The 25509-nt window shown below is 66.8% G+C and carries 21 protein-coding genes; 5 read left to right on the top strand and 16 right to left on the bottom strand.

Annotated features, from left to right (window positions below; all coding sequences use genetic code 11):
• Positions 1 to 4888, bottom strand: a 4888-nt coding sequence (locus C8258_RS21370) for a non-ribosomal peptide synthetase (RefSeq protein ID WP_146161298.1), incomplete at its 3' end; no start/stop codon positions are given.
• Positions 4889 to 5176: 288 nt separating this feature from the next.
• Positions 5177 to 5938 carry a class I SAM-dependent methyltransferase gene (locus tag C8258_RS21365; RefSeq protein WP_106956742.1) on the bottom strand — a complete coding sequence of 254 codons (762 nt, stop codon included), beginning with the start codon at positions 5936 to 5938 and terminating at the stop codon, positions 5177 to 5179.
• Between the two features lie 1904 nt (positions 5939 to 7842).
• Between C8258_RS21365 and C8258_RS21355 the strand changes: the two genes are divergently transcribed.
• Together C8258_RS21355 and C8258_RS21350 are read left to right on the top strand one after the other, a co-directional pair.
• Complete coding sequence (locus C8258_RS21355; protein ID WP_036509744.1) at positions 7843 to 8118, top strand: GlsB/YeaQ/YmgE family stress response membrane protein; 276 nt, start codon at positions 7843 to 7845, stop codon at positions 8116 to 8118.
• Between the two features lie 264 nt (positions 8119 to 8382).
• Positions 8383 to 9273, top strand: a complete 891-nt coding sequence (locus C8258_RS21350) for a PHB depolymerase family esterase (RefSeq protein WP_158271293.1) — start codon at positions 8383 to 8385, stop codon at positions 9271 to 9273.
• Positions 9274 to 9339: 66 nt separating this feature from the next.
• On the opposite strand, the gene C8258_RS21345 is transcribed toward C8258_RS21350, so the two are convergent.
• A complete protein-coding gene (locus tag C8258_RS21345) occupies positions 9340 to 11508 on the bottom strand; it encodes an acyltransferase family protein (RefSeq protein WP_106956741.1) in 2169 nt (722 codons plus the stop codon).
• 188 nt (positions 11509 to 11696) lie between these two features.
• On the opposite strand from C8258_RS21345, the gene C8258_RS21340 reads away from it, so the two are divergent.
• Both C8258_RS21340 and C8258_RS21335 read left to right on the top strand, forming a co-directional pair.
• Complete coding sequence (locus C8258_RS21340) at positions 11697 to 12518, top strand: helix-turn-helix transcriptional regulator (protein WP_106956740.1); 822 nt, start codon at positions 11697 to 11699, stop codon at positions 12516 to 12518.
• 122 nt (positions 12519 to 12640) lie between these two features.
• Positions 12641 to 13576, top strand: coding sequence for an SMP-30/gluconolactonase/LRE family protein (locus C8258_RS21335; protein ID WP_146161297.1), 936 nt, complete (start codon positions 12641 to 12643; stop codon positions 13574 to 13576).
• Between the two features lie 17 nt (positions 13577 to 13593).
• On the opposite strand, the gene C8258_RS21330 is transcribed toward C8258_RS21335, so the two are convergent.
• The 6 genes from C8258_RS21330 to C8258_RS21305 all read right to left on the bottom strand — a co-directional run bounded on the left by C8258_RS21330 (position 13594) and on the right by C8258_RS21305 (position 17740).
• Positions 13594 to 14640: an alpha/beta hydrolase gene (locus C8258_RS21330; RefSeq protein ID WP_106956715.1), complete on the bottom strand. Its 1047-nt coding sequence runs from the start codon at positions 14638 to 14640 to the stop codon at positions 13594 to 13596.
• A 50-nt stretch (positions 14641 to 14690) separates the two neighbouring features.
• The gene (locus C8258_RS21325) at positions 14691 to 15932 is read right to left on the bottom strand and encodes a triacylglycerol lipase (protein ID WP_106956714.1); all 1242 of its coding nucleotides are present in this window, start codon (positions 15930 to 15932) and stop codon (positions 14691 to 14693) included.
• A gap of 91 nt (positions 15933 to 16023) precedes the next feature.
• Positions 16024 to 16254, bottom strand: coding sequence for a hypothetical protein (locus C8258_RS21320; RefSeq protein WP_106956713.1), 231 nt, complete (start codon positions 16252 to 16254; stop codon positions 16024 to 16026).
• Between the two features lie 102 nt (positions 16255 to 16356).
• Positions 16357 to 16791 (bottom strand): hypothetical protein, encoded by a 435-nt coding sequence (locus tag C8258_RS21315; protein ID WP_146161296.1) that lies wholly within the window; start codon positions 16789 to 16791, stop codon positions 16357 to 16359.
• A 275-nt stretch (positions 16792 to 17066) separates the two neighbouring features.
• Positions 17067 to 17510 (bottom strand): GNAT family N-acetyltransferase, encoded by a 444-nt coding sequence (locus tag C8258_RS21310; protein ID WP_106956711.1) that lies wholly within the window; start codon positions 17508 to 17510, stop codon positions 17067 to 17069.
• Complete coding sequence (locus C8258_RS21305) at positions 17507 to 17740, bottom strand: hypothetical protein (protein WP_106956710.1); 234 nt, start codon at positions 17738 to 17740, stop codon at positions 17507 to 17509. The genes C8258_RS21310 and C8258_RS21305 overlap by 4 nt, the downstream gene beginning before the upstream one ends.
• Positions 17741 to 18028: 288 nt before the next feature.
• On the opposite strand from C8258_RS21305, the gene C8258_RS21300 reads away from it, so the two are divergent.
• Positions 18029 to 18886, top strand: a complete 858-nt coding sequence (locus C8258_RS21300; protein WP_106956709.1) for an alpha/beta fold hydrolase — start codon at positions 18029 to 18031, stop codon at positions 18884 to 18886.
• A 169-nt stretch (positions 18887 to 19055) separates the two neighbouring features.
• Here the strand turns inward: C8258_RS21300 and C8258_RS21295 are convergent, their stop codons facing one another.
• The 7 genes from C8258_RS21295 to C8258_RS21265 all read right to left on the bottom strand — a co-directional run bounded on the left by C8258_RS21295 (position 19056) and on the right by C8258_RS21265 (position 25348).
• Positions 19056 to 19553, bottom strand: coding sequence for a cupin domain-containing protein (locus tag C8258_RS21295; protein ID WP_106956739.1), 498 nt, complete (start codon positions 19551 to 19553; stop codon positions 19056 to 19058).
• Between the two features lie 123 nt (positions 19554 to 19676).
• A complete protein-coding gene (locus tag C8258_RS21290; RefSeq protein ID WP_106956738.1) occupies positions 19677 to 20714 on the bottom strand; it encodes a DUF5914 domain-containing protein in 1038 nt (345 codons plus the stop codon).
• Positions 20714 to 22291: an FAD-dependent oxidoreductase gene (locus C8258_RS21285; RefSeq protein WP_106956737.1), complete on the bottom strand. Its 1578-nt coding sequence runs from the start codon at positions 22289 to 22291 to the stop codon at positions 20714 to 20716. The genes C8258_RS21290 and C8258_RS21285 overlap by 1 nt, the downstream gene beginning before the upstream one ends.
• On the bottom strand, positions 22288 to 22608 hold the full coding sequence (locus tag C8258_RS21280; RefSeq protein ID WP_106956736.1) for a lycopene cyclase domain-containing protein: 321 nt from the start codon (positions 22606 to 22608) through the stop codon (positions 22288 to 22290). The genes C8258_RS21285 and C8258_RS21280 overlap by 4 nt, the downstream gene beginning before the upstream one ends.
• Positions 22609 to 22610: 2 nt before the next feature.
• On the bottom strand, positions 22611 to 22952 hold the full coding sequence (locus C8258_RS21275) for a lycopene cyclase domain-containing protein (protein ID WP_106956708.1): 342 nt from the start codon (positions 22950 to 22952) through the stop codon (positions 22611 to 22613).
• A gap of 9 nt (positions 22953 to 22961) precedes the next feature.
• Positions 22962 to 23954 (bottom strand): phytoene/squalene synthase family protein, encoded by a 993-nt coding sequence (locus C8258_RS21270; RefSeq protein WP_106956707.1) that lies wholly within the window; start codon positions 23952 to 23954, stop codon positions 22962 to 22964.
• Positions 23951 to 25348, bottom strand: a complete 1398-nt coding sequence (locus C8258_RS21265; protein ID WP_233225232.1) for a nucleotide disphospho-sugar-binding domain-containing protein — start codon at positions 25346 to 25348, stop codon at positions 23951 to 23953. The genes C8258_RS21270 and C8258_RS21265 overlap by 4 nt, the downstream gene beginning before the upstream one ends.
• Between the last annotated feature and the right edge of the window lie 161 nt (positions 25349 to 25509).

Below are 25509 nucleotides of genomic sequence, written 5' to 3'. Positions count from 1 at the left end.
GGGGGTCGTGTAGTTCGCCGAGTTGGGTGCGTTGCCAGAGTGCGTAGTCGACATATTGCACCGGTAGCGGCGTCCAGTGCGGGGCGTGGCCGTGTCGGCGCGCTCGGTAGGCTTCGCTCACGTCGCGAGCCATGGGGATCGGGGACCATCCATCGAAAGCGATGTGGTGCAACACAATCCCCACGACATACTGCTCGGGCCCCACCGAGTAGATCTGAGCGCGGACGGGGATCTCGGCCGACAGGTCGAACCGGTACCGGGCCAGTTCTGCCAAGGTGTCGGTCAAGTCTTGTTCGGGCAGCGGCACGACTGCCGCGCCGTCGCGTCGCCACATTCCTGCTCTTGCGGGCAGCACGTGCTGGAAGGGCACGCCGTCGGTGTGGGGGAAGATGGTGCGGAGTGATTCGTGGCGGGCGAGGACGTCGTCGAGTGCGTCGTCGAGTGCTTCGGTATCCAGTGGTCCGTTGATCCGGAATGCGATCGGCATGTTGTAGACCGGGGAGGGTCCTTGGAGTTGGTCGATGAACCAGAGTCGTTGCTGCGCATACGACAACGGGACCCGCTCCGGGCGCGGCACAACCTGTAGTGTCGACTGAGCGGGGCCGCCACGATTGCGGTTCAGGTAGTCGGCGAGACCCTCGACCGTGGACGCATCGAACAGATACCGCACCGGCACTTCCCTGCCCAGCGCGAGTTGCAGCCGCGCGCTCACCCGGGTAGCAGTCAACGAGTTTCCACCGAGGGCGAAGAAATCGTCATCGAGCCCCGCCCGGTCTCGGCCCAATACCTCCGCGAACGCCTCGGCGATGATCTTTTCGGCCCGAGTCTGTGGCTCCCGGAAGGGCGCGGCGGCAAACGTCGGTGCCGGCAAGGCCTGACGGTCGATTTTCCCCGAGGAGGTCAGCGGGAACTCGTCGAGCACCACAATCTGCGCCGGCACCATGTAATCGGGCAACCACGAGCTCAACCGCTGACGGATGGCGGCGATTTCGGTGTCGGTGTGGGGGTCGTTGGCGTGGGCGGTGATTCGATGGTCTCCGGTGGCAGGCAGGTAGAGGTCGGTCAGCGGTGGAGCGTGCCGGCGGTGGGGGTCGGTGGGGGCGAGGAAAACGGCATCGAGGGTGCCGGGGTGGGTGCCCCACGTGACGGCGACCTGATATCCGGTGGTTTCGCCTACGCGGTGCAGTTGTTCGGGGGTCACGGTGTCCGAGGTAGTGTCGGCTCGGGCGAGTGCGTCGGCTAGCGATAGTCCGTCGGCGAGGGCGCGTTCGAGGCGGACATCGGTGATCAGTCCCGTACGTGGGATGTCGGTAATGCGCAGAGTGGCAGGATGTTCGGAGATCAGCTGCGTGTGCAGCCCGCGCAGGCCTGCGACTCGGGTCCACGTCCGAGTGGGTGCTGTGGCCAATGAGCGGACCGGCGTCGGCGTCGTGTGGACGATGACGTCGTACCGGTACCGGTTGAGTTCGTTGTCGGCTGATCCGCGTTTGACCTGGATGTCGAGTCCGGCCACCGACGGATGGCCGGCGGCCCACCTGGTGAAGAACTCTGGGGCCAGCAGTAATTCGGGTTCGGCGAGCACGGCGAGCCGGACCCGCCGGCGGATCTCGGCGGCGTCGGTGGGGGCGGTGCGGGCGAGCGTGACCGCGGTGTGGAACGCGCCCTGCAGGGTGTGGTTACGGACATCGCCGATGAACATCGCCCCACCGGGGGCAAGCAGATCCAGGGCAGCATCGATTACCTCGGTCAGGTAATCCCTGTTGGGGAAGTACTGGATGACGGAGTTGAGAATGATCGTGTCGAAATAGTCCCGTGGCAGTGCCTCGGTGACGTGAGCCGGCTGGGTCAGCAACTGGACTCGGTCACGCCACGGGATCTGCATCTGCTCGAGCGAGTGCGCGATAGTGTCGATCGCCACCGCCGACACGTCGGTGGCAACGTAGTGCTCACAGCGCGGGGCGATCTGTGACAGCACCAGCCCGGAGCCGACACCGATCTCCAACACTCGCCGCGGCTGCAGGGCGAGGATCCGATCCACGGTGGCCGAACGCCACTCCATCATCTCCTCGAGCGGAATCGGATCATCGGTGTAGCTGCTGTTCCAGCCACGGAAATCCGTGCCGAACCCCGGCGCCGCTACCTCGGCGTCATACAACTCGTCGTTCATGTGTCGCCACTGTTCGACGATTTCGGTGTCGGCGGTGGTGGTGTGGTCGAGGACGACGTAGGCGACGAGGTGGTCGCCGGTGGTGCTCCGGTGCATGGTGGCGGCGGCCCGGCTGACCTGTGGGCAGGCCAGCAGCGTGTTTTCGATTTCACCCAGTTCGATACGCTGCCCGCGCAGCTTGATCTGGGTGTCGGCGCGGCCCACGTAATCCAGGGTGCCGGTGGAGGTCCAGCGCACCAGGTCACCGGTGCGATACACCCGCGCCCCGGCCTCACCATAGGGGTTGGCCACGAACCGTTCCGCGGTCAACTCCATCCGGCCCACATAGCCGCGCGCCAGCGCGGGCCCGCCCAGATACAGCTCGCCCACCACCCCGACCGGGGCCGGGTTCAGCCGCGCGTCGAGCACCAGCGCGCATATCCCTGGGATCGGGGTGCCGATGCTGACCGGCTGCCCCGCCGACACAGGCGCGAGGGTGGCACCGATGGTGGTCTCGCTGGGCCCGTAGCCGTTGAACATCCGCCGTCCCGGCGCCCAGACGGCCACCAACTCCTGCGGACAGGCCTCACCGGTGGTGATCACCGTGCCCACCCGGTCGAGCCGGGTCCGATCCAGCGACGACAGCACGGTGGGGGTCAGCACCGCCGCGCTGACCCGCTGGTCCTCCAGGAACGCGGTCAATGCCTCCCCGGCGTACACCTGCGGCGGCGCCACCACCAACGCCGCGGCCGATCCGACCGTCCACAGCATGTCGAAGATCGACGCATCGAAGGTCGGCGCGGCCACCATCGAAACCCGCGCATCCGTGCCCAGCCCGAACACCGCCCGTTGGGCCGCGGCCAATCCCGACAGGCCGGCGTGACTGACCGCCACCCCCTTGGGGGCACCGGTGGATCCCGAAGTGAACATCACATACGCGGTGTTGTCCACCCGCAGCTCGGCCGGCCGATCGGCGTCGGTGATCGCCGCCGCGGAGCGCTCGGGCACATCCGGAGCGTCGACGCGCACGATCGGACGCGTCGCGGCCCCGGCTACCGTGCCGGACCCCCGAGCCACTACGCATACAGCCCTCACTGCGTCCAGCACCGCGGTGATCCGCTCGACCGGATGAGCCCGGTCCAGTGGCACATACACCCCGCCGGCCTTGGCCACCGCCCACCATGCCACAACCAACTCCACGCAGCGATCCATCGCCACACCCACCGCGCGCTCCGGACCCACGCCCGCCTCGATCAGCACCCACGCCAACCGCGTCGACCACTGGTCGAGCTCGCGATACGACACCTCGCGGGCGCCGTCGACCACCGCCGGCGCGTCCGGGCAGGCCGCCACCGCCGCAGCCAGCAACTGCGGCGCCAACCCGACCGGCGCCGCCACGCGCGCACCGGACCACTTCGACAACACCAGATCGCGTTCACCGGTGGCCAGCAGCGACACCTCTCCCACCGTCACCGACGAATCCGCCACCAGAAGGCGGTCGACAAGCATTTCCAGTCGGGTTATGTGCCTGGCGATATCGTCGCCGGCGTACCGGTCCGGATTCCACGTGAACTGAATTCGTGGCGCGCCGTCACCCAGTTGCGGATAGATGTTGATTGCGCAATCTTGGATGGGATAGGTGGTCAATACGTTGTACGTCACTTCGGAAGGCCCGAAACGAAGCGGGGCGGCGAAGTCGAGGATGTTGATCGCCGGGCCGAATTCGATGTTCATATCGGGTCGGGTCGCCTGGGCGATCAGGTCTGGCCAGCGCCGGAATTGTTGATGCCGCAACGCACCGATCATGGCCGTGGCTACCCGATCGCTCAGTGCACCGATGGTGTCGTCGTCATGGACGTCGATGACCAGCGGCACCATGTTCGACACCATGCCCGTACACCGTTTCAGTGCCGCGGTCGTCCGTGCCGAAACCGGCAGCGACAACGAGACATGTTGCTGTCCTGTGGTTTTCGCGATGAACACGGCTACGGTCGCGACAAACCTTGCGACATCGAAGCGGACATGCCGGTTCTCCGCGAGCCGATGCGGGCACTTCAGTTCCCGGATCAGCGGGTGGCGTGGCGCCACCGGCCTCCGCGTCCCGCCCAGGTCGGTGATGTCGAGAGGTTCACGCACAACGGCTTTCCAGTACTCGGCATCGGCCCGGCTGCGCGAGGACTGCTGATACTTCTGATCCGCGCTGCGGATCAGGTCGAACTCGGAGAAGTCGATTTCGCCCGTATCGGGCGCTGCGCCCGAGTAGACGGCCGCGATGTGCCGCATCAGATTGTCGGCGCCGTACCCGTCCAAGAGAAGGTGGTGTGTACGCAGGTAGAAGTACGACAGTTCGTCGGCGATCCGCAGCTGTGCGAAGTCGGTGAGCCGGTCACGGGCCACATCGATCGGCCGGCGGTAGTCGTTGTCCATCCAGTCGCGAGCAGCCGATTCCGGGTCGCGGTCGGCGCGCAGATCGATACAACGGAGGGAGTCCGGAATCGAGCGGTCGACTATGAAAACCGGTTCGCCGTCGTCGAGGGACAGCCGCGCGCAGGGTGTGCCGAACCGCGTGGCCGCCGATTCGCACGCGACCATGAGCCTTTCGGCGTCGACATCGTGATCGATCGTCAGGAAAGCTGCCACGTTGTAAGGGACTTCGGGCCGGAGTTGTTGGGCAGCCCATATCGACCTTTGAGCGGCGGTTAACGACCCCAGAACCTCCCGTTGAGCACCGTAGTTGAGCATGATGACGAATTCCTCGTATGTCCTCGAGGCTTCAAATCCCGGCAACCCGACGACCGATCATGTGATCTCGGGCCGGCTGTAGCGGTGATGGCGATAACGCACACTGCACCCATGCTCGTGGTCACGGGCCTCGATGCCGATCGGTTCAATCGAATGTCCACGCGTCCGGCCCCTATCGTCTGAGGGAGCTGCCGTGGACGCTCGCGGGGAGCCACTGACGATGTGGCCTCACGAGCACCCTACGCCCAACAGGATTGGAAGACATCAGGAGTCAGGAGAGGATCTGGGCTACCGGGCAGCACTGGCCACCGCGATCTGCGGGCTTCCGGGGAGAACGGGCGGCTGCCTGCGCAACTCGACGGTGATCGCCGGGTCGGCGTAGCGGGCCAGCGCGCGCAGCGCCGACGGGCTGTAGGCGCGCAACGAGCTGATCAACGCGTCGTGCCAGTACGGAACGATCGTCAACGGCAGCGCCAACGCCACCATGACGAGGTGCAGCAACGAAGGCATCCGCGACAAGTCGACGATCAGCAGTTTATCGGCGGCGCGGGTGCCTTCCGCGAACACTCGGGCGGCCGACGGTGGTGGCAGATGGTGCAGGGACAGTGCGAACACGGCGAGGTCGTAGTACCCGTCGGGCGCGTCGATGGCGGTGGCATCCATCTCGCGCACGGTGGCCCGCGGATGACTGCCCAGGTCACCGGCGTCGATGGCGGCTACGGATGCGGGCTCGATGTCGGTGACAGTGACCTGGGCGGTGGGATGCATCGACAGCAGCGCCCGCGACAGCCCGCCGTGGCCGGCGCCGAGTTCGAGGATTGTGGGATCGCGCACGCCGGTGACCTCGTCGAGCACGATGCGCGCGAGCCTCCGATGGATCCCGAAAACCCTTTCGCCGCGGTCCAGCGACCGCATGATGCTGCGCTTGCGCTTATCGACGTCGTCGCGGTCGAGGTACTCCAGACGATCGGTCTGCAACCGCCGGTCCAGCCACGACGCATCCGGTCCACCGCGCGGCATGCGGTCGATGTCGAAGGTTTCGGTGGCCATATCGTTCACCCTGCTCTCCGCGCCGCCACCTTTCTGCCGTTTCGCGGCCATTGCGGCTCGGCGGTTGGCCGCGACCAGTCGCATCAGGAACGAGGGTCGCGCGAGGCGGGCAGGTGGGTCGACGAAATGCATCACACGAAGGACCGCTTCGGCGACCGCCGGATCGTTCGCGGCCGCTTCCTGTGCCTTGTCTATGGGCCAGTTCACCACGCGTCTCGGCGCCTGGCGCCAACCATCTCCCTGGGACACGGTGAAATCGGTGAACCGATTCCCCCGCCACACAGGGCCGATCTGCTTGGCAGTCGCCTTGAAGAATCGCCGGCTCAAGTCTCCGTCGCGATCGTTCAAACAGTTTTGCAGCGCGACCGCCTGCAGCGCGGCCATGGTCATGCCCTGCATATAGACCGGGTTGAAGCTGCAGATCGCATCGCCCATCACCAGCAGCCCCGGTGGGAATTGACGCATCTTGTCGTAGCGTCTCCATGTGCTGGCCGGGTAATGCTGCGCAGACATCGCGCCGAGCGGCTCGGCAGACCGCAGCGCAGCGATCAGGGACGGCGGCGCGAATTGCGCGGCGCATTCGATGACGCCGGACAGGTCATGGGGAAGTTTGTGCCCGTCCACGCCGAACAAGGTCAGGATCCAGGTGTCGTGCTCATAGGCCACGGCCACCACCCCGACCGGTCGTTCGGGCAGCGGGCTGACCGAGAAGCCCAATTTGTCGCCGACGATGTCAGCGGGAACGCGCAGAAATTGGCTGGCGTAGCTCAGATGCACCGGGTAGCGCTGCTCGATCGGTCGCTCGCAGCCGAGGTTGTCGAGAAACGCCGGGGTGTGCGCGGAGCGACCCATCGCATCGACCACCAGTTCGGCATTCAGCCCGGTTTCCTCACCCGTGTGGCGGTTGACCACTCGGGCGCCCGTGACCCGACGGGCCCCGTCGGTGGTCGGCGCGACGACACCATGGCTGTCCAGGATTTTCACATTCTCGATGGCGCGGACTCGCCGCCTGACATGGGAGTCCAGAAATGGCCGGCTGGGTTGATAGACGACCAGCGATGCCGGGTCGGCGTACTTGTCCGAACCGCCGAGCTCATGCCGGCCCAACCGGACATAGACCCGCGACGGCTCATTGGCGAGAACATTCGCGCCTGCGGCGACGAGTTCATCGAGCAGGCCGGGAAACAACTGGCCCAGGACATTCGATCCCGTACTCAGCAGAGCATGAAAATGCCGCGCCTGGGGCACACCTCGTCGCTGCTCAGGACCGTCGGGCAGCGGGTCCCGCTCGACGATGGTGACCTGCTCGTAAAAGTCCGACAGCACCCGGGCGGCCAAAAGCCCGCTCATACTCGCACCGCAGACGATGGCTTGTTGTCCGAGCTTGCTCATGGCACTCCCTGCCGCAACTCGCCGTTGTGCTCGTTGGTGAGAAGCTTGCCCTTCTATCCTTCGTCTTATCCAGCAGCACGAAACAGCGGGTGTGCCAGGTTCACATTTTCGATGCAGTTTCCGGCGGCCGCTCCTGCCGCCCGCCCTCTCTACGCTACCGCCGTTGCTGGTGTCGAAACAGCGACCAGCGGTCCCGGCTTTCCCGGGGGAGCGGTGGCCCGCAAATCCGCCGATCACCGCCGGCTGGTCGAACACCGACGATGCGGGTTTCCCGGATATGCGCGAGGACGGTGGTGATCAGGATGTGGGCGTGGCCGAATCTTCGACCGCGGGCCCGGTACGGCGATGCCCGGCCCGGCATGGACGCGGAGAGACTGTCGGCTCGCGAAGTGGCTGTCACACAGAGTGTTTGGCGTTTTCGATGTCGGTTGGTTGGTTGTCGGGATGTGGGGTATATCGGGGTCGAGCACGCTCGGATGAGGAGCGTTTCGACGTTCGAAAGAGGAGACACGATGTTGGGTCTGGGAATTATCGGTTGGATCATCATCGGTGGATTGGCGGGCTGGCTGGCCAGCAAGATCATGAAAACTGATGCTCAGCAGGGCATTCTGCTCAATATTGTGGTCGGTGTGGTCGGCGGCCTCATCGGCGGGTTCCTGCTGAAACTGTTCGGCGTCGATGTCGAGGGTGGAGGCTTGTGGTTCAGCTTCTTCACCTGCCTCGGCGGCGCGGTGGTCTTGTTGTTCCTGGTCGGTATGGTCACCGGCCGCGGACGCGCACTCCGATAAGCGCGCCTCGCCTCGGGATCGCCCGTTCGCCCGCCTGGTCGGGCGTGAGCTGGGTGTGATGAACCGAGACGTAATGCTGGGCTCGGAGGCCGTCGTAGCCTCCGAGCCCAGCACTGTGTCCACGAGATTCGGTCGCGCGTAGGCGAGGTGAACCGATTCAACCGTTTACCACTATGGAAATCCATGGCCACAGTAGGCTGCTGCCCATCGCCGTCTCGATGATGGGAAAGTATGCGCGCTATCGCAATTCACCTCGCCGCGGCCGTGGCCGCCATCGCCGTAGTCGTCGCGTCATTGCAGATTGCGCATGTGACACACGTTGATCGAAGCCCGGTTCGCCCCGCCGCGGCGCAATGCAGTCTGGCACCGACAGCCGGCACCGTCGTACGGACCATCGGTAACAGGATCTATCGGCTCAACGTTCCCGCCGGCCTGGCCGGACACTCAATGCCGCTGCTGCTCGCCGAGCATGGAAATGCCAGCAATGCGGCAGATTTCGAGCAGGTCTCGGGCTGGACTCCCTACGCGGCCGCGCACCACTTCATCGTCGCCTACCCGCAGGGCAACGCCAACAATCTGCCGCTGGATCCCGGTAACGGTCTGGTGGGCAACGATTGGGAATTCCAGCAGGGCTCGATCGACGTCCGGTTCCTGCGCTCGGTCGTCGCCGATATCGAGGCGAATTGGTGCATCGACCCCGGACGCGTATACAGCAGCGGCTGGTCCGACGGCGGCATCATGTCGCAGCGGCTGGCGTGCGACGCCTCCGACGTCTTCGCGGACGTAACCTCCTGGGAGGGAGGCGATCCCACCCTCCCCAACCCAACCCTGCTGATTCCCAGTCCCGGGTCGCCCTGCAATCCGGCTCGACCGATCTCCGTCGTCATCGCCCAGGGACAGCTCGACCCGATCTCCGATCCGGCGGCCGGTGTGGCCAACGTCGGCGCATGGGTGAATCGCGATGGTTGCCCCGTCCGTCCGGCCCAGTCCAGCGACGCGTTCGGCACGACGGCCGGCTACGGACCGTGCCGGAGCGGGACCTCCGTGCAGTACCGGGTGGAAAACGGCCAGTTTCACCAGTGGCCGTCCGGCGCGGCGGGCGAGGATCTGCGAGATCGTTTGTGGAACTTCATGTTCGCCACCACTCTCCCGTAAGAGCCGAGCGGGCACTCTGCACTGGCAGAGCCGGCGTCCGATGTCGCAGTGGGATTCCGATGCCCGTCATCCGTGGGCGAGGGCGCGGTCGGTGAGGGCACCGATCGCTGGTCCGAGGGTCTGGGCGTAGCTGACGGTGAGGTGATTGTCGTCGCGGAACACCAGAGTGTTGCCGACGATGACGGGGCAGCGGCCCGCAGTGCAGAACATCGAGGTGAGATCGGCGTATTCGCCGCCACCGGCTGTGGTTGCCGCCTGCTCGGCCGCGACTCCGGCGTCGTTCACTCCGACCGGGCGTGCAGGTGCGCATGCGGTGGCATCGTCGAGGTGTTCGGACAGGCACGTCGGCACCGTGCTGTGGGGATCGGGGATCGGGCCGAGAACGAGCACCGCCGAACCGATCGCGCGCAGCTCGGACACAAGGCGGGCCAGGCTGTCGACCCAGGCTCGATCGTAGGAGACGAAGCCGAAATCGCCGCCGTAGCGTCGGGACATGCCCACCACGACCAACCGCGGGCGCTCGTTGCGCAGCCGGTTCAGCACCTGGCCGCGCCACTGCTCGCATTCGGTGTACTCCCGGTCCAAGTACGGGCTGGTGATGGGCAGGTCCAGCAGCGGGCAGGTGACCTTGGCCATCGTTTCCAGCCGCCAGTGCCGCGCCTCGGCGATCGGCTCGAGCGCCGGATTCCACATCGCCGCATGTGAATCGCCCACCAGGGCCACCGTGGTGGACGAGTCCGGATCACCCGAGGCACACTCGGCCTGGCCGACCTCGCGCCACGACCGGACACAGCCGTTGGTGAAAGCGTCGGCCTTGTCGCCGGGCGCGATGTCGAGCGAGGGGGTGAGATTCGATGGAACAGCACGGATTTCGGCCGAGGCGGCGACCGCGGATTGCGCCTGTGCCATCAGCTGCCGGACCGCCTCGTCACGGGGGTCGGCGGCGGTCGCGGCCGAGTCGCGGGGCGTGGTGAGTACGAGGGACGGTGCGGCCTCGCCGTGCCCGACCGGGGCGGGGACGAGCGCCAGCAGGACGAGTGCCGCACTCGTGGCGAGTGCGGTGCAGGCGAAGCCGCAGGCGAGGCTGCGCGCGGCCGAGTTCCGCAACGGTGCCGCGAAGCGGACCGGATTCTCGACCGTCCACTGGGTGAGCAGGGCAAGCCCGCCGGCCATCACGAGCGCACCGATTGCGCCGACTCGCCCGAGCGGATGGCCCAGCATATGCGGTGCCAGCAGCAACACCGGCCAATGCCACAGATACCAGGTGTAGGACACGGCTCCGACCGCCCGTACCGGACCGCGGGTCAGCAACCGACCGACCCCGAAACGCGGTCCGGCACAACCGGATACGATCATCAGAGCAGTACCCGCGACGGGCATCAGGGCCGCGCTGCCGGGATAGGGTGTCCTGCCGTCGAATTGAGTGCAAGCAACGAGGACCAGAACCAGACCGATCCATCCGGCCGGCGCGGCCACCGAGTGCGGCAACCGGGACCACACGACAACCGAGAGCGCCACCAGGCCGCCGGCGGCCAACTCCCACGCCCGGGCGGGCAGTGAAAAGAATGCCCACGGTGGCAGCGTGCCGGTCCAGATCAGTGAGATCGTGAACGAGAGCGCGGCGACAGCCGCAAGAATGATCAGATAGGGAAGTGGCCCGGCCGATCCGGTGCGGCGGCGCCGCACGAGCCATGCCGACGCGACGATGAGCACCGGCCACACCAGATAGAACTGTTCCTCCACGCCGAGTGACCAGAAGTGCTCGAACGGCGAAGGCGGCTCGCTCGCCGCGAGGTAGTCGGTGCCGCGCAGGGCGAGCCGATTGTTCCCGACATACAACGCGCTGGCGATCCCGTCGCCGAGGACTTGGCGCGCCTGCAGCGGCGGCAGCAGCACCGCCGCGCCGATCGCGGTGGCGACCACCACGATGCCCGCCGCGGGCAGCAGCCGGCGAGCGCGTGCTCCGTAGAATCGGGCCAGCCCGATGGTGCCGCTGGCCCTTACCTCTCGCCACAGTATGCCGGTGATCAGAAATCCGGAAATCACGAAAAAGACGTCCACACCGACAAATCCACCGTTTATACCCGGAATTCCCGCATGGAACAGCACGACTGCCACGACAGCGACCGCTCGCAGGCCCTCGATATCGGGCCGAAATCCTTCCCGGGGCTGCGATGCATGGTGAACCCGGTCTGCCTGCCGATTTGCCAACCCGCCCACGGCCGTGTCCGTCATGTGCAGCATTGTGATTGATCGCCCCGGTCGTGACGCGACGACGTGCCGGTTTCGTGGCTGACGAATTTGCGGTGCCGGATGTGCTACTTATGGTCGAATTCGGCGGTTCGACATCGCGGAATTCCCTCGGACCGAGACTCGAAGGAAGTCCTGGACCCGTGTTTCACGGACCGCCTAACGTGGACGGAGTGACGGGCAACCAACTCGGCGAGTTCCTGCGGGCGCGGCGGGCAAGCGTGCGACCTGATCAGATCGGGCTGGTCTCGTATGGTCGTCGTCGGGTGGCCGGGCTGCGGCGTGAGGAAGTCGCCGACGCGGCGGGAATGAGTGCCGATTACTACACCCATCTGGAGCGTGGGCGTGAGCGACATCCTTCCGCGCAGATACTCGACGCGCTGAGTCGGACCCTGCTTCTCTCGGACGCGTTGAGGGAGCATCTGTTCCGTTTGGCCGGCGTCGTTCCGGCCGCCCGCGCGGTGGAAACGGTCGATCCCGTACTCCGGCAGATGCTGGAAAACTATTCGGCCGCACCGGCGTTCGTGATGAATTCGTCGATGGACATCCTTGCGGCGAACGTCATGGCAAGGGCGTTCTTCTCGGCATATCCACGCATCGACAATGTGGCTCGAATGACGTTCCTCGAACCGGTCAGCCGGGACTTCTGCGTCGACCGGACCTGGACATGCCAGGCGATCGTCGCGGGGTTCCGTCAAGCCGGCGCACTGTATCCCGACGATTCCCGTCTGCGGTGCGTGATCGGCGAACTTCTCACGGCCAGTGCTGAATTCACTGAACTGTGGCATTCCTACGCGGTGTGTGTCGCGAGCACCGATTCGCGCGCATTCGTCCATCCCGAGGTGGGACCGCTGCGGTTGACGTACCGGTCCTTCGAAGTGCGCGAGGCCCCGGGACAACGGCTGATGCTCTACCAGCCCGAAGCCGGGGCCTCCGTCGACGCGCTGGTCCGGCTGCGCGCCCTGATGGGCGACGGCCGCGAATCCCGGTCCTGACCGGCGGTGCCGCGTGCCTGGGTGTCTCGCACCCAGGCACGGTGATAACGGCCGTTCATACAGTGCATGAGCCCCGCTGCGAGCATGCTCGCGGCAACCCGTCACCTCGTGCAGGAGAACTCGTGCCGAATCCGCGGCCCTCGGCCCACCCACGCTCGCGCAACCGCTGTCGGCAGCGCGTAATCGCCTCGTCCTGCGTCGTCGTGGCGCTGACCGCGATCGGTGCCGCGGTACCCACGAGCGGGTACGCCGAACCCGCATCCTGTGCACCCGCCACCGCGACCAGCGTCACCACGGCCGCCGTCCCGTATCTGGACTGGGCCGAGAACCTCGCCTTCGATGCACAGGGCGACATGTGGGTGTCGCGGCTCTACCGAAACGAGGTGCAGCGCTACGACACAGCGGGCCGGGTCACGGCAACCGTGGCGGTCACCTCGCCGGGCGCGATCCGGCTCGGGCCCGACCACAAGCTCTATGTCGTCTACGGCGACAATTCGATCAACCTGATTCCCGGCTCCCATGGCAGCGGTGTCGTCCGCTTCGATCCCACTGCCACCGCGCCCGTTCCCGAGGCGTTCGTGAGCGGCCTCGCCATGGCCAACGGCGCCGCCTTCGACGCGGCAGGCAACCTCTACATCGCCGATACCGGGTCGGGCGTGGTCCGCGTCCGCCCCGACGCCACCATCGACACCGACTGGACCGCGCAGGCCAGGATGTCCGGACTCAATGGTCTTGTCGTGCAAGGCGGTTCGCTCTACACCACGCTCTACCTGAGCGCCCGCGGGCAAGTCCTGCGCATCCCGATCGACGCACCGGCCCGCCCGACCACGGTCGCGGACCTGAGCATGTCCGACGATCTGGCTGTCGGCCCCGGCGGATTCCTCTACGTGGCCACCACGGTGGGCAACCTCGTTCGGGTCGATCCTGACACCCACAGCGTCTGCACCGTGCTGACCGGCGGCCCCCTCGCGGCGGTCGCGGTGTCGCCTGACGGAGACCGCGATCTCGTCGTCGCGACGGGCAGTGGCGACGTCCTGCGCGTCCACCTCCCCGCCTGACGCCGATCCGCCTGGTGCTAGGGCTCGCCTATTCGTGCGCGGACGGCATCGGCGATGTCTTCGGTGGCGGCGCGTGCGTCGGGATCTGCGAGCATGGTGGCGAATCCGTGCGGCAGGTTGTCGTAGCGTTCGAGCGATACCGGTACGGTGAGGTCGTCGAGTCGACGGGCCAGGGCTTCGCCTTGGTCTCGAAGGACATCCATTCCGGCGGTGGCGATGTGAGTGGCGGGCATGAGGCTCAAATTCTGCGCGCGCAGCACGCACACTCGTGGGTCGAGGGCGGTGTGCGGGCCGGGGGCGTACCAAGTCAGGGCTCGTTCGACGCAGCCGCGATCCAAGGGGACGGTGAACAGGTCGCTGGATCGGTAGCCGTCCATGCTGGTGTCGACCACCGGATACAGCAGCACAGCCAGAGCCGGTCGGTATCGAGAGTCCGCACCGAGATGCAGGGCGATCGCCGATGCCAGATTGCCGCCGGCGCTGTCGCCGCCGATCGCGATCCGGGTGCTGTCGACACTCCAGTCCGGTGCGTGATCGACAGCGAATCGGTACGCGGCGAGTACATCGTCGAATGCCGCGGGGAAGGGATGTTCGGGCGCGAGCCGGTAGTCGACCGACAGTACTTTCACGCGGGCGCGCGTGGCCAGGAGTCGGGCGGGTGCGTCGAAACCGGCGGCACTGCCCAGATGCCATCCGCCGCCGTGCACGTACACCAGCAGGCCGCATGGTCGCCGCAGTTGCGTGGGTTCGTACAGTCGCGCGCTGAGCGGGCCGGCCGGACCGCTCAGCTGGATGGTTTCGACAGCGGCCTCGGTGTGGTCGATGCCGCCGGCGATGCGTGTCAGGACATCGAAGCGGGCTCGAGTTGCCGGGGACGGGGGCCGTCGGGCGAGCAGTTCACGTTTTCCGAGGGTGGCCAACACGTGCAGGCGCGGGGAGAGTTGCTGACCGTCGACGACGGGGCGCTTGGGCGCCAGCAGCGACCACCCCGCCGAGGGCATCGACAGTGCGCGAGCGCCCGCTGCCTGTATCGCGGTCGTCAGGATCCTGAAGGTCGGGCTCACGGGGTTCCATTCTTGCTTGTCGACGCCACGTGTACACAGCTTCGTCCGACTCAGCGCGAACGTAGCGACTTCTGTTCGCGCTCGCCGCGCAACCAGTGGGACAACGCTTCATAGACTGCCTCATGGTTGAGCAGCGTGAAATGGTTCGCCCCGGGCAAATGCATGCCGTTGTCGTCGTCGAAACCGATGCGCCGGGCGCGATTTCGGCCCGAACCGCTCGTGGTGAGCACCAAACCGTCCCCGATGACGCGGCCCAGAGGATGGTGCGGGCTGCGAGTGATGGTCGCGGTGACGAAGTAATGATCGGCGCCCTCGAGCAGCGGAACCTCGCGGATCGCTCGGCGGCGCAACGCGTCCGCGTCCACACCGTCCCAGTCCTGATCGACCAGTGAACCTTGACGCAGATCGCGGATGCCCGCACTGCGGCGGCGTAGCAGTCGTCCGAACGGGCGGGTCTCCGGGAGGCGGACCAGCGCCGCGGAGAGGTAATGGACGAATTGCTCGAGCGGCGCCCCGAGATGAGGTGACCCGAGGCAGACGATCTGGCGCACGTGGCGTACCCAGGAACGCCCCTCCTCGGTGGCGTCGAAACACGCACCACGGGCGATGAGCCCACCCATCGAGTGGCCGACCAGCGACAACTGTTCGACCTCGACCGGCCAGTGCTCGACGAGGCGCTGTAACAGATCGTCCAGTTGCCGGGCGTTCTCGGAAATGTGCAGACCGCTGTTGTACCGCACCTGAAGGGATGTGCAGCCGAGATCGGCCTCGAGTCGTTCGGCATAGGTCGGTCTGCCGCCGAGACGCCACGCGTGTTCGGTTTCCGCCAAACCGTGCAGGAAGATCACGACCCGACCGCTCGGGTTCGTGATGTACTCCGCGAGCCGTTCCGGCGCCACCGGTTCGCCGCCGGAGCGAAACGTCATGGGAGGGGCGAGAATCGGCCGCTGCTGGGCGAGAGTGTCACCGATCAACCCCTGCAGGGCAGCGAGGAAGCCCGAACCGAAAACCGTACGCGATGGAGCGGATACCCCGGAGAACGTCGCGGCATGTTCGGCCAGCATGCCCGCCGAGACCGCGGAACCGCTGGCGATCCGGTACACGCTGTCGGCGATGATGTCGTGCACCACCTGCACCGGCAGAGCCGCCGGGCCGACGCCCAGCCGCACGGCCGCGAAGACGTGATCGGAGATGGCGCGATGCACCGTGGCGACCCCGTCGACGGCACCGCCGAGTTCATCGCCCGCCAACCGGGCGAGCGCCTCGATCTCCGACTGTTGCCGATCGCTCATCGATTCAGTGTACGACCGTGCACTGAAAGCTGTGAACCGCTAGGGCATATCGACTCCCGCGGCCGACAGCTTCATCGCGGCAGCACTCCGATCAGTGCGGTGAACAATTGCGGACGCCACAGAGGTCGGCGGCGATACCGAACAGTCGGGCGCGTTCTGATTGCTCGGTCTGCCGATCATCTTGATGGTCGGGTGCGTGACGGTAGATCTGCCGCATCATGCGGTCGGCGGCGTCGACCGAGCCGAGCATGAGATAGCAGAACAGCCGCAGTTGCGTGTCGAGGGGCGCACCACAGGCGGCGGCGTTTTCCGGTTCGGACATGCTGTCGCCGTGTCAGAGTGGCCAACGCGGTGGTTGCGGCGGTGGGGATGGTCGAAGGCAGCTTCTACCGACCTGCCCGATGAGGTCCATGCGCTGTGTGGTTCAGATGAAGGGCCATAGGTCGGCGTCGCGGTGGGGTTTGGCCAGTAGGCGTGGATCTTCGGCCGGGTACAGCCACCGGACCGGCACCCGGATGGTCTCGAGGGACGGCACGCGGGCCGGGCGGCCGGTGCGGTCGACCAGCATTCCCACCACTCGGTAGCCCTGGCCGGCGGGCAGGCCGAGGTCGGCCGCCTGGCCGGAGGTGAGCGCGATGTCGGTGTGGGCGCGTTCGATGAGCCGGAGCCCTTCGGCGGTCGCTGGGTCGGTGTCGCGGTCGATACTGGTCACGGTGAGCCGGAAGCGGGCGCCGGCCAGAAGTCCGGCGACCCATATCGGTGTGCCCGGTAGCTCGCGTTCGGGGTAGCGGGCGATCGGTAGTCGGTGGGGGACCAGGACCACGTAGGTGTGCCCGATCTCCACGTCACGGGCTCGCACTCCTCCAGAATCGCCTTTCGGACGCGACGGTGCAACCAGGCATCAGCGCCGCTGCTCCGGTTCGACGGAGCACCTCGTATATTGTTGTGCTGCAACAGTTGACCTGCCGCCGCTGAACACCCCGGGCCGCCGGTGGGAATCGCAACGGCGCGGTGATTCGCCGGCATCGGCACCTTCGCCGTCGGCGCCCCGGCCGGAGGCCCGGTTCGACGCCGCACCGTAGTGCGAGGTATCCGAGAGCGGGCGAGCGGGTCGCTGCCGTGCAGGTGAGGTGGTCAGAGTTCTCGGGTCAGGAGTCGGCGTCCGTCGTCGCGGAAGCCTCGCGATCGGTAGTAACTGTCCAGGTGGGCGGCATCGCGGCTGGTGGGTGCGATGACGAGTTCGAGGTGGTGGCACCCGCGGGTTCGCGCCCACGTGGCACTGTCGTCGATCAGGGCGGTGGCGACGCCGCGGCGTCGTGCCGCCGGAATCACATAGAGGTCCTCGAGCTCGGCGATGAGCCCGTGCTCCAAGCCGAAGCTGGTCGTGGTGACCGCGAAGCCGAGCAGGCGACCGTCGTTGTCGGCGACGCAGACCCTGGCCGTGTCGGATCCGTTCAGCGACAGGAGGTTTCGCCGTAATACGCTTTCGGGCGTGGTGAACCCGCCCTCGGCGTAGAAGGCCACGACGAGCGCCGACAAGCCGTCGAAATATTCGGCGCGTGCTGCAGCGATCCTCACACCGAACCGGTCCCGCCGGTCTGTCCGGCCGCCCAGCGTGCCTGCGCCCGCCGGGCACTGCCGGGCAGAAGCCGGAACAGCAGCTTGGGTACCGCGCCGCCGAAGACATAGGTCTTGCCGTCCTCGACCACGGTGTGCTTCGACTTGCCGGTCGGCGCACGTTCGACACCGGCGGCACTGACGGCGAAGGCGCACTTCCCGTCGAACTCAGGTGGCTGATTGCCGGTCACAGGGCCCTCCACGGTCGTTCGGTCGGTTCCTGTTCATTCTCCGCCCGCGACGACGCACGGTCCGAGTCGGCGCTGCACCGTGACGGGGGCTCGCCGGCGGAGTCGATTTCGTGGACGCTTGCGGAATCGTTGCGCCGCAACGCTGCCTTGGGTAATCATGGATAGGCGGTGGCGGTTCCGATCATCGAAGTGGACCATCGCGATTCTCCGATTCACGAACACCCGAGTACAGCTCGTCCTGCAAGCTCCGCGTTTGCCATGGTCGTCCACAACTTCGGGAGGTTTGTCATGAGCGATGCGATCGACAGATTCGCCGACCTGTCCAAGGTCACCATGTGTTACCGCGACGAGGGTGACCCGGCGGGGGAACCGCTGTTGCTGATCATGGGTCTGAACTCGCAGTTGATTCATTGGCCCCAGGAAATCGTCGAAAACCTCGGCGTCCGCGGCTACCGCGTGATCCGCCCCGACAACCGCGACAGCGGTCTCACCGAGTGGACGGCCACGCCGGGCCCGTACTTCTTGCAAGCGATCGCGAGCGACACCGTCGAACTGCTCGATCACCTCGGGATCGAGAAGGCTCACGTGGTGGGCGCTTCGCTGGGCGGAATGGTCGCCCAACTCCTCGCGATCCAGCATCCCGAGCGGGTATGGTCGCTCTGCTCGATCATGAGTACGCCGCACTCCAGCGTCGGCGCTCCCAGCGACGACGTGCGCGAGGAGATGCTCAAACCCCTGCCCCCCGATCGCGAGGAAGCGATCGAGCAGATCGTGGCCCTGTATGCCCTCATCGGCTCGAAAACCTACGCCGACAGTGAACGCGAGCGCCGCTACGCCGTCGCCACCCTGGCATACGACCGTGCACGCGGTCGCCACCCCGAGGGGCCATTCCGCCAGATGTCGGCGGCCCTGATGGCCCCGGACCGCACCGAGCGCCTGCGCACGCTGCAGGTGCCGACCCTGGTCATCCACGGCGCCGAGGATTCGCTCATCACGATCGCCGGCGGCGAAGCGACCCACGCGGCGGTCCCCGGATCGACCTATCTGCCGTTGGCGGCGATGGGCCACGACCTGCCCGCCCCGCTGCTCGACGAGATCGTGACGGCCATCGACGCCAACGCCGCCCGCCGCCCCGCGGTCGTGTAGACCGCGCAGCTGTCACCGGTAACCGATAGAGGCATCGCGATCGCCCTCGGCGGGGGAGGTCTGGCCGGCCAACATGCGTGCGATGTCGTGGCACTCCATGACAGTGCGGGACCCGGCGGATCCGAGCCGCCGGGCCCCTCTTTGCCGAAACGCGGAGCTTCGCGGATGCTCAGGCGTCGGCGAGCTCATTTCGCCAGACGGGGCTGTCGACGTAGTGGTTGTCGTAGCGTTGCGAGCTCGCCCGGATCTCCTCGACGCTCGCCTCGCCGCGATGAACCCGTTCGAGCAGTCGGTAGTAGTCGAACCGGTGCAACCCCGGAGTGAAGACCACGAGCAGTTCGGCATCGGCCCCTGCGGCCGGGGCGAACGCGTGGGGGACTGTGGGCGGCACCGTCAGGAAATCACCTTGTTCGAGACGAACGATGTTCTCGCCCAGCAGAATCCGCACGGATCCGTTCAGCACCAGGAACATTTCGGTCGCGGCGGTGTGGAAATGGGCCGGCGCGCCGGGGGAGCCCTTGCGCAGGGTCGCTTTGTTGGCGGTCAGCGCCCCGCCGGTCTGTCCGGCGTCGGCGAGCAGGGTGATCAGGCTCAGCGCGCCGTCCTGGAGGTTCTCGGCCTCATCGGCACGTACGAGGACGGGGGCGGTCTGCGCGGAAGCGGTCATCGGAGCTCCGTAGGTTTTCGGCGGGTGCGGCACCCGGTGGTGCCTGCTACAGAGTCGACGGAGCAGACCCGCGGACTGTGACATCGCGGTGAGTCGGGGCGAAGCTGCCGCAGTTCGTGATCGTCACGCATGTGGTTGCGGCGGCCGGGTCGAGGACTTCGATCGGCGAAGATGGTAGCGGCGCTCGGCGTAGGCGAGGTCATCGCGCCACAGGCGCCGCATCGCGTAGTTCATGAGCGGTCGCAGCAATGGCGTCGCCCGGCGCGCATACCGGAAACCCGGACGTTCGGAGTCGGCCACGACGGCTTCGACGACGGCGGTGCGGGGCAGGCCGTCGGAGCCGGGACCCAATGGCGTGGCGTGGGTTTCGACGACGCTGCCCACGCCTTCGCCGGACACGATCCGCATCACGATCGTGCGTGGATCCGGGCTGGTGAACTCGGCCTCGACGGGTACGCCGATGCCGTGGGCTACTCGGAACGTGACCGCCAGAACGAACCGGTGGTTGTCCGCGGTGATTCCGGTGCGCGGCGGTGTCCGGGTCACGTGCAGGCGGGCGAACGAATAGGGATGGAACCAGGCGCCGTGCCAGGGGTCGAGCCGGTTGGCGATGATGTCGGCCGGTTCGCATACCCCGATCAGGCGGGTGACCGCGTGCACGGTGCAGTCGGCGGGGCGGGCGCCGAGTATCGGTGCGTCGGTCGGGGTTTCCTCACCGAGCGCGTCGAGCCGCACCCAGGCCAGCACACCGTCGTCGTGGCTGGGGAACGGACACCAGCGCGCGGATCCGTTGTCACCGACCCGCATACCGTGCCACCGGCAGATCAGCGTGGCATCGTCGACTCGCGCGGTCGCCAGGTCGGCGCCCAGATGAGGGCATGCTCCGGGGCCCACGTGCAGTGTGTTGTCCCCGTCGCGCCACGCCACGATCTCGACCCCGCCGACGGTGGTGCCGTAGGGCCGGTCGCGGCGAATGCTGCGGCTGGCGGCGAAGGCGTACCAATTTCCCGAAGGCTGCTGCTGCGACCACCGCAGCACGGCACCGATCAACGCGGGGTTCGCGTCGCGGTAGGTGGGCTTCTGCTGTGTCCATCGTTCGGCGGAGAACCGTTGCAGGGGAGAGCGTCCGGATCGCCGTGACGGCTCGGGGCCGGTGCTCATCAGGATGTCCTCCCGCGCATAGCGAGCGTGCGCAATGCCCATGACCGTCCTTGGGAGGGCACCGTATGCAAATCGTGCCCGGCCGCACCCCACCGCGCCAGCAGGGTGTTGGCGGCGATCCAACCGGTCGTCGCGGCGCGTTCCATCAAGGCCACCGGAAGATCGACCCGGATACCGTCTCCCGCGAGTACGAGCTGCGGATGCGGTGTCGTCGTCCCGGGTCTGCGCGCGAAGTCTCCGGGTGCGAAGCGAGGGCAGTCCTGCCGCCACAGCGTGGTTTGTCCCACGATCCGAGCGGGGGCTGTTTCGGGGTAGATCTCGTGCAACCGCTCCAGCAGGCGCTTCTCGGTGACGGCGCGAACGGCTGTGCCGTCGTGCACCGCGTAGGCGTGCAATTCGACGACGCTACCGCCGGTCCTCGCCGCCCACGCCGCGGCCTGCTTCTCGTAGCGGTGCACGACGCTGATGTTGTCGAGCGGATCGAGATTGCCGGTGCCGAGGAAACTCGGTCGATCCGCACGCACCGGGCGATCGAGCCACAGTCGCTGCACCGCGAACGACGGTGCGGTGGCCAATTCGGTTACGCGTGAACGCCATTCGGTATTGCCCAATTCCGGTGACGCGGAAACGAGTCGTTTCAGCCCGCCCACATCGGTCGCCAGTACCACGGCGTCGGTGTCCACTGCGGCGTCGTTGTCGTCGATCACCCGGAAGCCCGCGCCGCGGGGTTCTATCCGCTCGATCGTCACGCCGGTATGGAACTCGGTGCGGCCCGGCCTGCCGGGAACGCCTGTCCCGCAGAGATATTCCGCCAGGGGGGACCACAGGCCGACATCGAAATTGTCCCGCGCGACATCGAAGAACAGGCCCTCGCTGGAGCCGAGGAAGTAGATATGAAACATCATGGCCAGCTCTGCCGCCGACATCCGGCCGGGCTCGATGAAGAAGCTGCGGGAAAATACTTCGAAGGCGAGGTGGCGGGCGGCGTCGGGAAAGTTGATCGCGCGCAAAAACGTTTCCGCATCCAGGTGGTCGAGTCGGTCGAAGGTTTCCGGCACCGAGACCGTGGCCAACGGGGCAGCGGCGCGCGGGTCCATGCGCAGGAGGTCGCGCAGGCGAAATGTCGGACTGCGCAGGGCGAAGGCGAGCGCGTTCCACGGTGGTGTCCGGGGTAGCCCGCGGAAGGTGTCGCGGCGGCCGCGGTCGTCGACGAGCGGGTAGTCGTCGAGGCGAAGCAGGCGAGTGTTACTGCGCGCCAATAGTTTACGCAGATTGTAGTACTGGGCGAAGAAGGCGTGGAACCCGCGGTTCATGCCGACCGGTGTGCCGTCGTCGAGCTGCTGGGTCCAGCCGCCCACCCGACCGCCGAGGTATCGCTCGCGTTCGACCACCTCGACTCGGAAGCCACGCTCGGCCAGCCCGGTGGCGGCCGCCAAACCCGCGATGCCGGCGCCCACGACCACCGCGTGGGGCGCTCGCCCTTCCTGCCGGAGATCCCGTCGGCCCGCAGCGGCCGGGTAGTGCACTCGCCGATGGTCGCGGGCCTGGTCGACCGGGGGCGTCGCGTGGCGTTTCATCGTGCGGGCTCCCGTCGCCGAGCCCATTCCCAGGCCAGCAGAACCGATGTCACCAACGCGAAACCGAACAGGAAATCCTCGACCGGGATATCCCAGGGGAATCGCAGACCGAGAATCTGGTCGGTGTCGTAACGAACGATCGGCGCGTCCAGCTTGGTCAGCCAGCCGTCCACCGGGATCTGGACGACGAGCACGATGATCATCGTCAACCAATACGCCGGCCGGCGAAACAGTCCGGTTCGCAGCCACGCATATTCCGCCGCGCACACCACCGCCAGCGCGCACACGGCAGGCAGGGTGTATCCGATTCCGTGCAAGGTCATTTCTCCACTTCCTTTCCGGCACGGCCGCGCGGTCGAATGGCCAGCAGCCTTTCGACCGCGGAGAAGGTCAGCAGGCCGCACAGGGGGATGACGATGAAAAACAGCAGTTCCTCGAGCGGAATCGCGCCGGGCAGCCGGACCCCGACGAGGTAGCGGGCGGAGAAACCCCAGACTCCGGCGGCGATCGCAATGAGATCCCAGACGACGAACACCAAAGCCGGTGTCAGAGCCGCGGCAAGCCGGCGGGGCCTGCGATACACACCGGAGCCGAGGAATTCCAGTGGCGCCGTGGTGATCAGGCAGGCGGCCAGCACCAGAAAATACTGCCATCGATCCATCCCGGTTCCTCACTCCCGGCCGGGTGATTCGGTGGTGGTGGACGCCCGACGCGAGGTTTCCGCCCACCGTGGTGCGGGAGGCGACGATCGGCGAGCCAGCCAAGCCCGCACCATGCCGGCGGCGCCGACGCGCGCCTTCCGGGCGGTCGTGACGGTGGCCCGACGACCGAAAACCTCGAATTCCGCCGCGGCGATCCGATCGAGAATTTCCGAATACAGCGTCAGCGCCGAGGCAACACACGGGCGCGATCGCGGGGCCAGGAGCTCGATCCCGCCGCGCGCGAATTCGTATATCTCACGGGTGATCTCGTGCTGTGCGATCAGGGCCTGTCGTACTCGGGGCTCGATGCGGCCTCGACGGCGGCACCAGGCCAGCAACTCGCGGTCGACGCCGTGAGCGGCCAATTCGTCGGCCGGTAGATAGACGCGGTTACGTGCGAGATCTTCGTCGATATCGCGCAGGAAATTGGTGAGCTGGAAGGCTTTTCCGAGTGCCGCGGCGTACGGGGCTGCGGCCGTTTCCGATTCGACAGTGCCCAGGACCGGCAGTAGCTGTAATCCGATGACCTCGGCCGACCCGTACACGTAACGGTCGAGAGCGGCTCGGTCCGGGTAGTCGGTGACGAACAGATCCATACGCATGGAAGCCAGAAAGGACTGAAACAGGTCGGCGGGTATGCGGTAACTTTCGGCGGTGTGTCGCACCGCCGCGAGTACCGGGTCGCCGGACATCGCGACGTCTGTGAATTGCGTTGCCAGCGTGTCCAATTCGCTTCTACGCCGGTCAGCGGTGCGCTGTGGGTCGATCTCGTCGACGATGTCGTCGGCGCGGCGGGCGAACCCGTAGAGCGCATGGACGGCAGGTCGTTGATCGGGGGCCAGCAGCCGGGTGGCGAGGAAGAACGTCTTCCCGTGGCGAGCGTTGATTTTCCGGCACAGTCGATACGATTGCCGCAGCCCGGGCTCGAAGATGCCGGCCGCGTCGAATTCCGCCCGTGTCATGACGTGCGCCGATCGGCCGAGACATCCGCCGACGGAAGTGGCGGCCCCGAGGGAAATCGGTTGCCGGCTACCGCGGCGAGCTGCTCGTCGATCGTGTCGAAGGGAGTCGTGCGCTCCATCGCACTCGCCAATCGGCTTGCCGCAGTACGAAATCGAGGCGTGGACAGGACTCGGTTCACAGCCTCGGCCAGAGCAGCGGGGCTCGGATGTCCGGTGCCGAGATCGATGCCCGTACCGGTGTATGCCACCCGCGCCGCGACCTCGGGTTTGTCGGCCGCGTCGCCCGCGACGATCAGCGGCACGCCGTGGCTCAGCGCCTGCTGCACGCCGCCGTACCCGCCGTTGGTGATCATCACCGCGACATGCGGCAGCAGCCGCGCATACGGCAGAAAGTCGGCCACGTACGTATTCGCCGCGACGGGCCGAATCCGCGTCGGCGCGCCTCCTGTGCAGGCGACGACCACGACGTCGGTGCGCCCCGCCAATGCGGACAAGGTCGGCCGGATCAGCTGCCCGAGATCGCTGTTGTTCCACGTCCCCTGGGTCACGATCACGACCTTGCGCCCGTCGGACAACGCTTCATCCCACCAGCCGGGCAACGCCGCCTCCGATGGTGACACCGGAACGGGGCCGGTGAAGACCAGCGAAGGTGGCAGGTCGCGGCGGGGGTATTCGAACTCCGGCACCGTGAATTGGAGCATTCGCTCAGCCAGTATCGGCCAGTCCAGCGGATATATCGGGGATGGACCCACTCCCAGCTTTCGTAGGATCGTGTCGAAAGCCGACCGATCGCGACGAAACAGCACTGTGTGGACGACTCGGTTCATCATCGTGTAGTCGCGGCCGGCCGTCGGCTGCCAGCCGATACCGAACGGTGCGCTGTCGGCGCTGCTCAGCATCAGCGGGACCACCCCGCACACCACAACCGGTGGCCGCTGCCGCGCGGCGAGCAGCAGTGGGATGGCGCCGGTGAACATGACGTCGGCCAGCACCACATCGGCGCGCGAGCGCGCCAGTTCAGCGGTGAGTGCGCGATATTGACCCGCGAGCGGCGCCAGAAACCCGGAACGCATCTCGGCCCGCCCGGTTCGCCATCGCCGCGCCGGCCCCGGCATACCAGCAGACGACTCCGGGACGCGCACGACCTGGGCATCTGCGGGTAACGGCACAAAGGGCACATCCGATGACTGTGCCGCGGTGGCGAAGGCCGCACCGCTGAGCACGCGCACCTGATGGCCGCGCCGCCGCAGATCGGCGGCGACGGCCAGCATCGGCGCCACATGCCCCGGAATCGGGGTGGCCGCAACAAGGTACCGGGCCACGCGGGATTTCCCTTCCACGATCTGCCGCCGCCATCGGTTCGAACAAGTCCGGAAGTACTGAACGGCATTCACCGACCGCCACGAAACCAGCGTGGCAACGCGCGGATCACGCAATGAGCGCCGCGTCGATCACATCGGCCAGGGACTTCCGAGACCGAGACATCCGAATCGGGCTTTCCGGCCCGACTCGACCCGATCATACGTCGAACGATGCAAACTCGATGCAACATCCG

This window comes from Nocardia sp. MDA0666, assembly GCF_003023875.1.
GTDB classification, from domain to species: Bacteria; Actinomycetota; Actinomycetes; order Mycobacteriales; family Mycobacteriaceae; genus Nocardia; species Nocardia aobensis.
The sequence above is the reverse complement of the archived record's forward strand: the minus strand, read 5'-3'. Positions and strand labels throughout refer to the sequence as shown.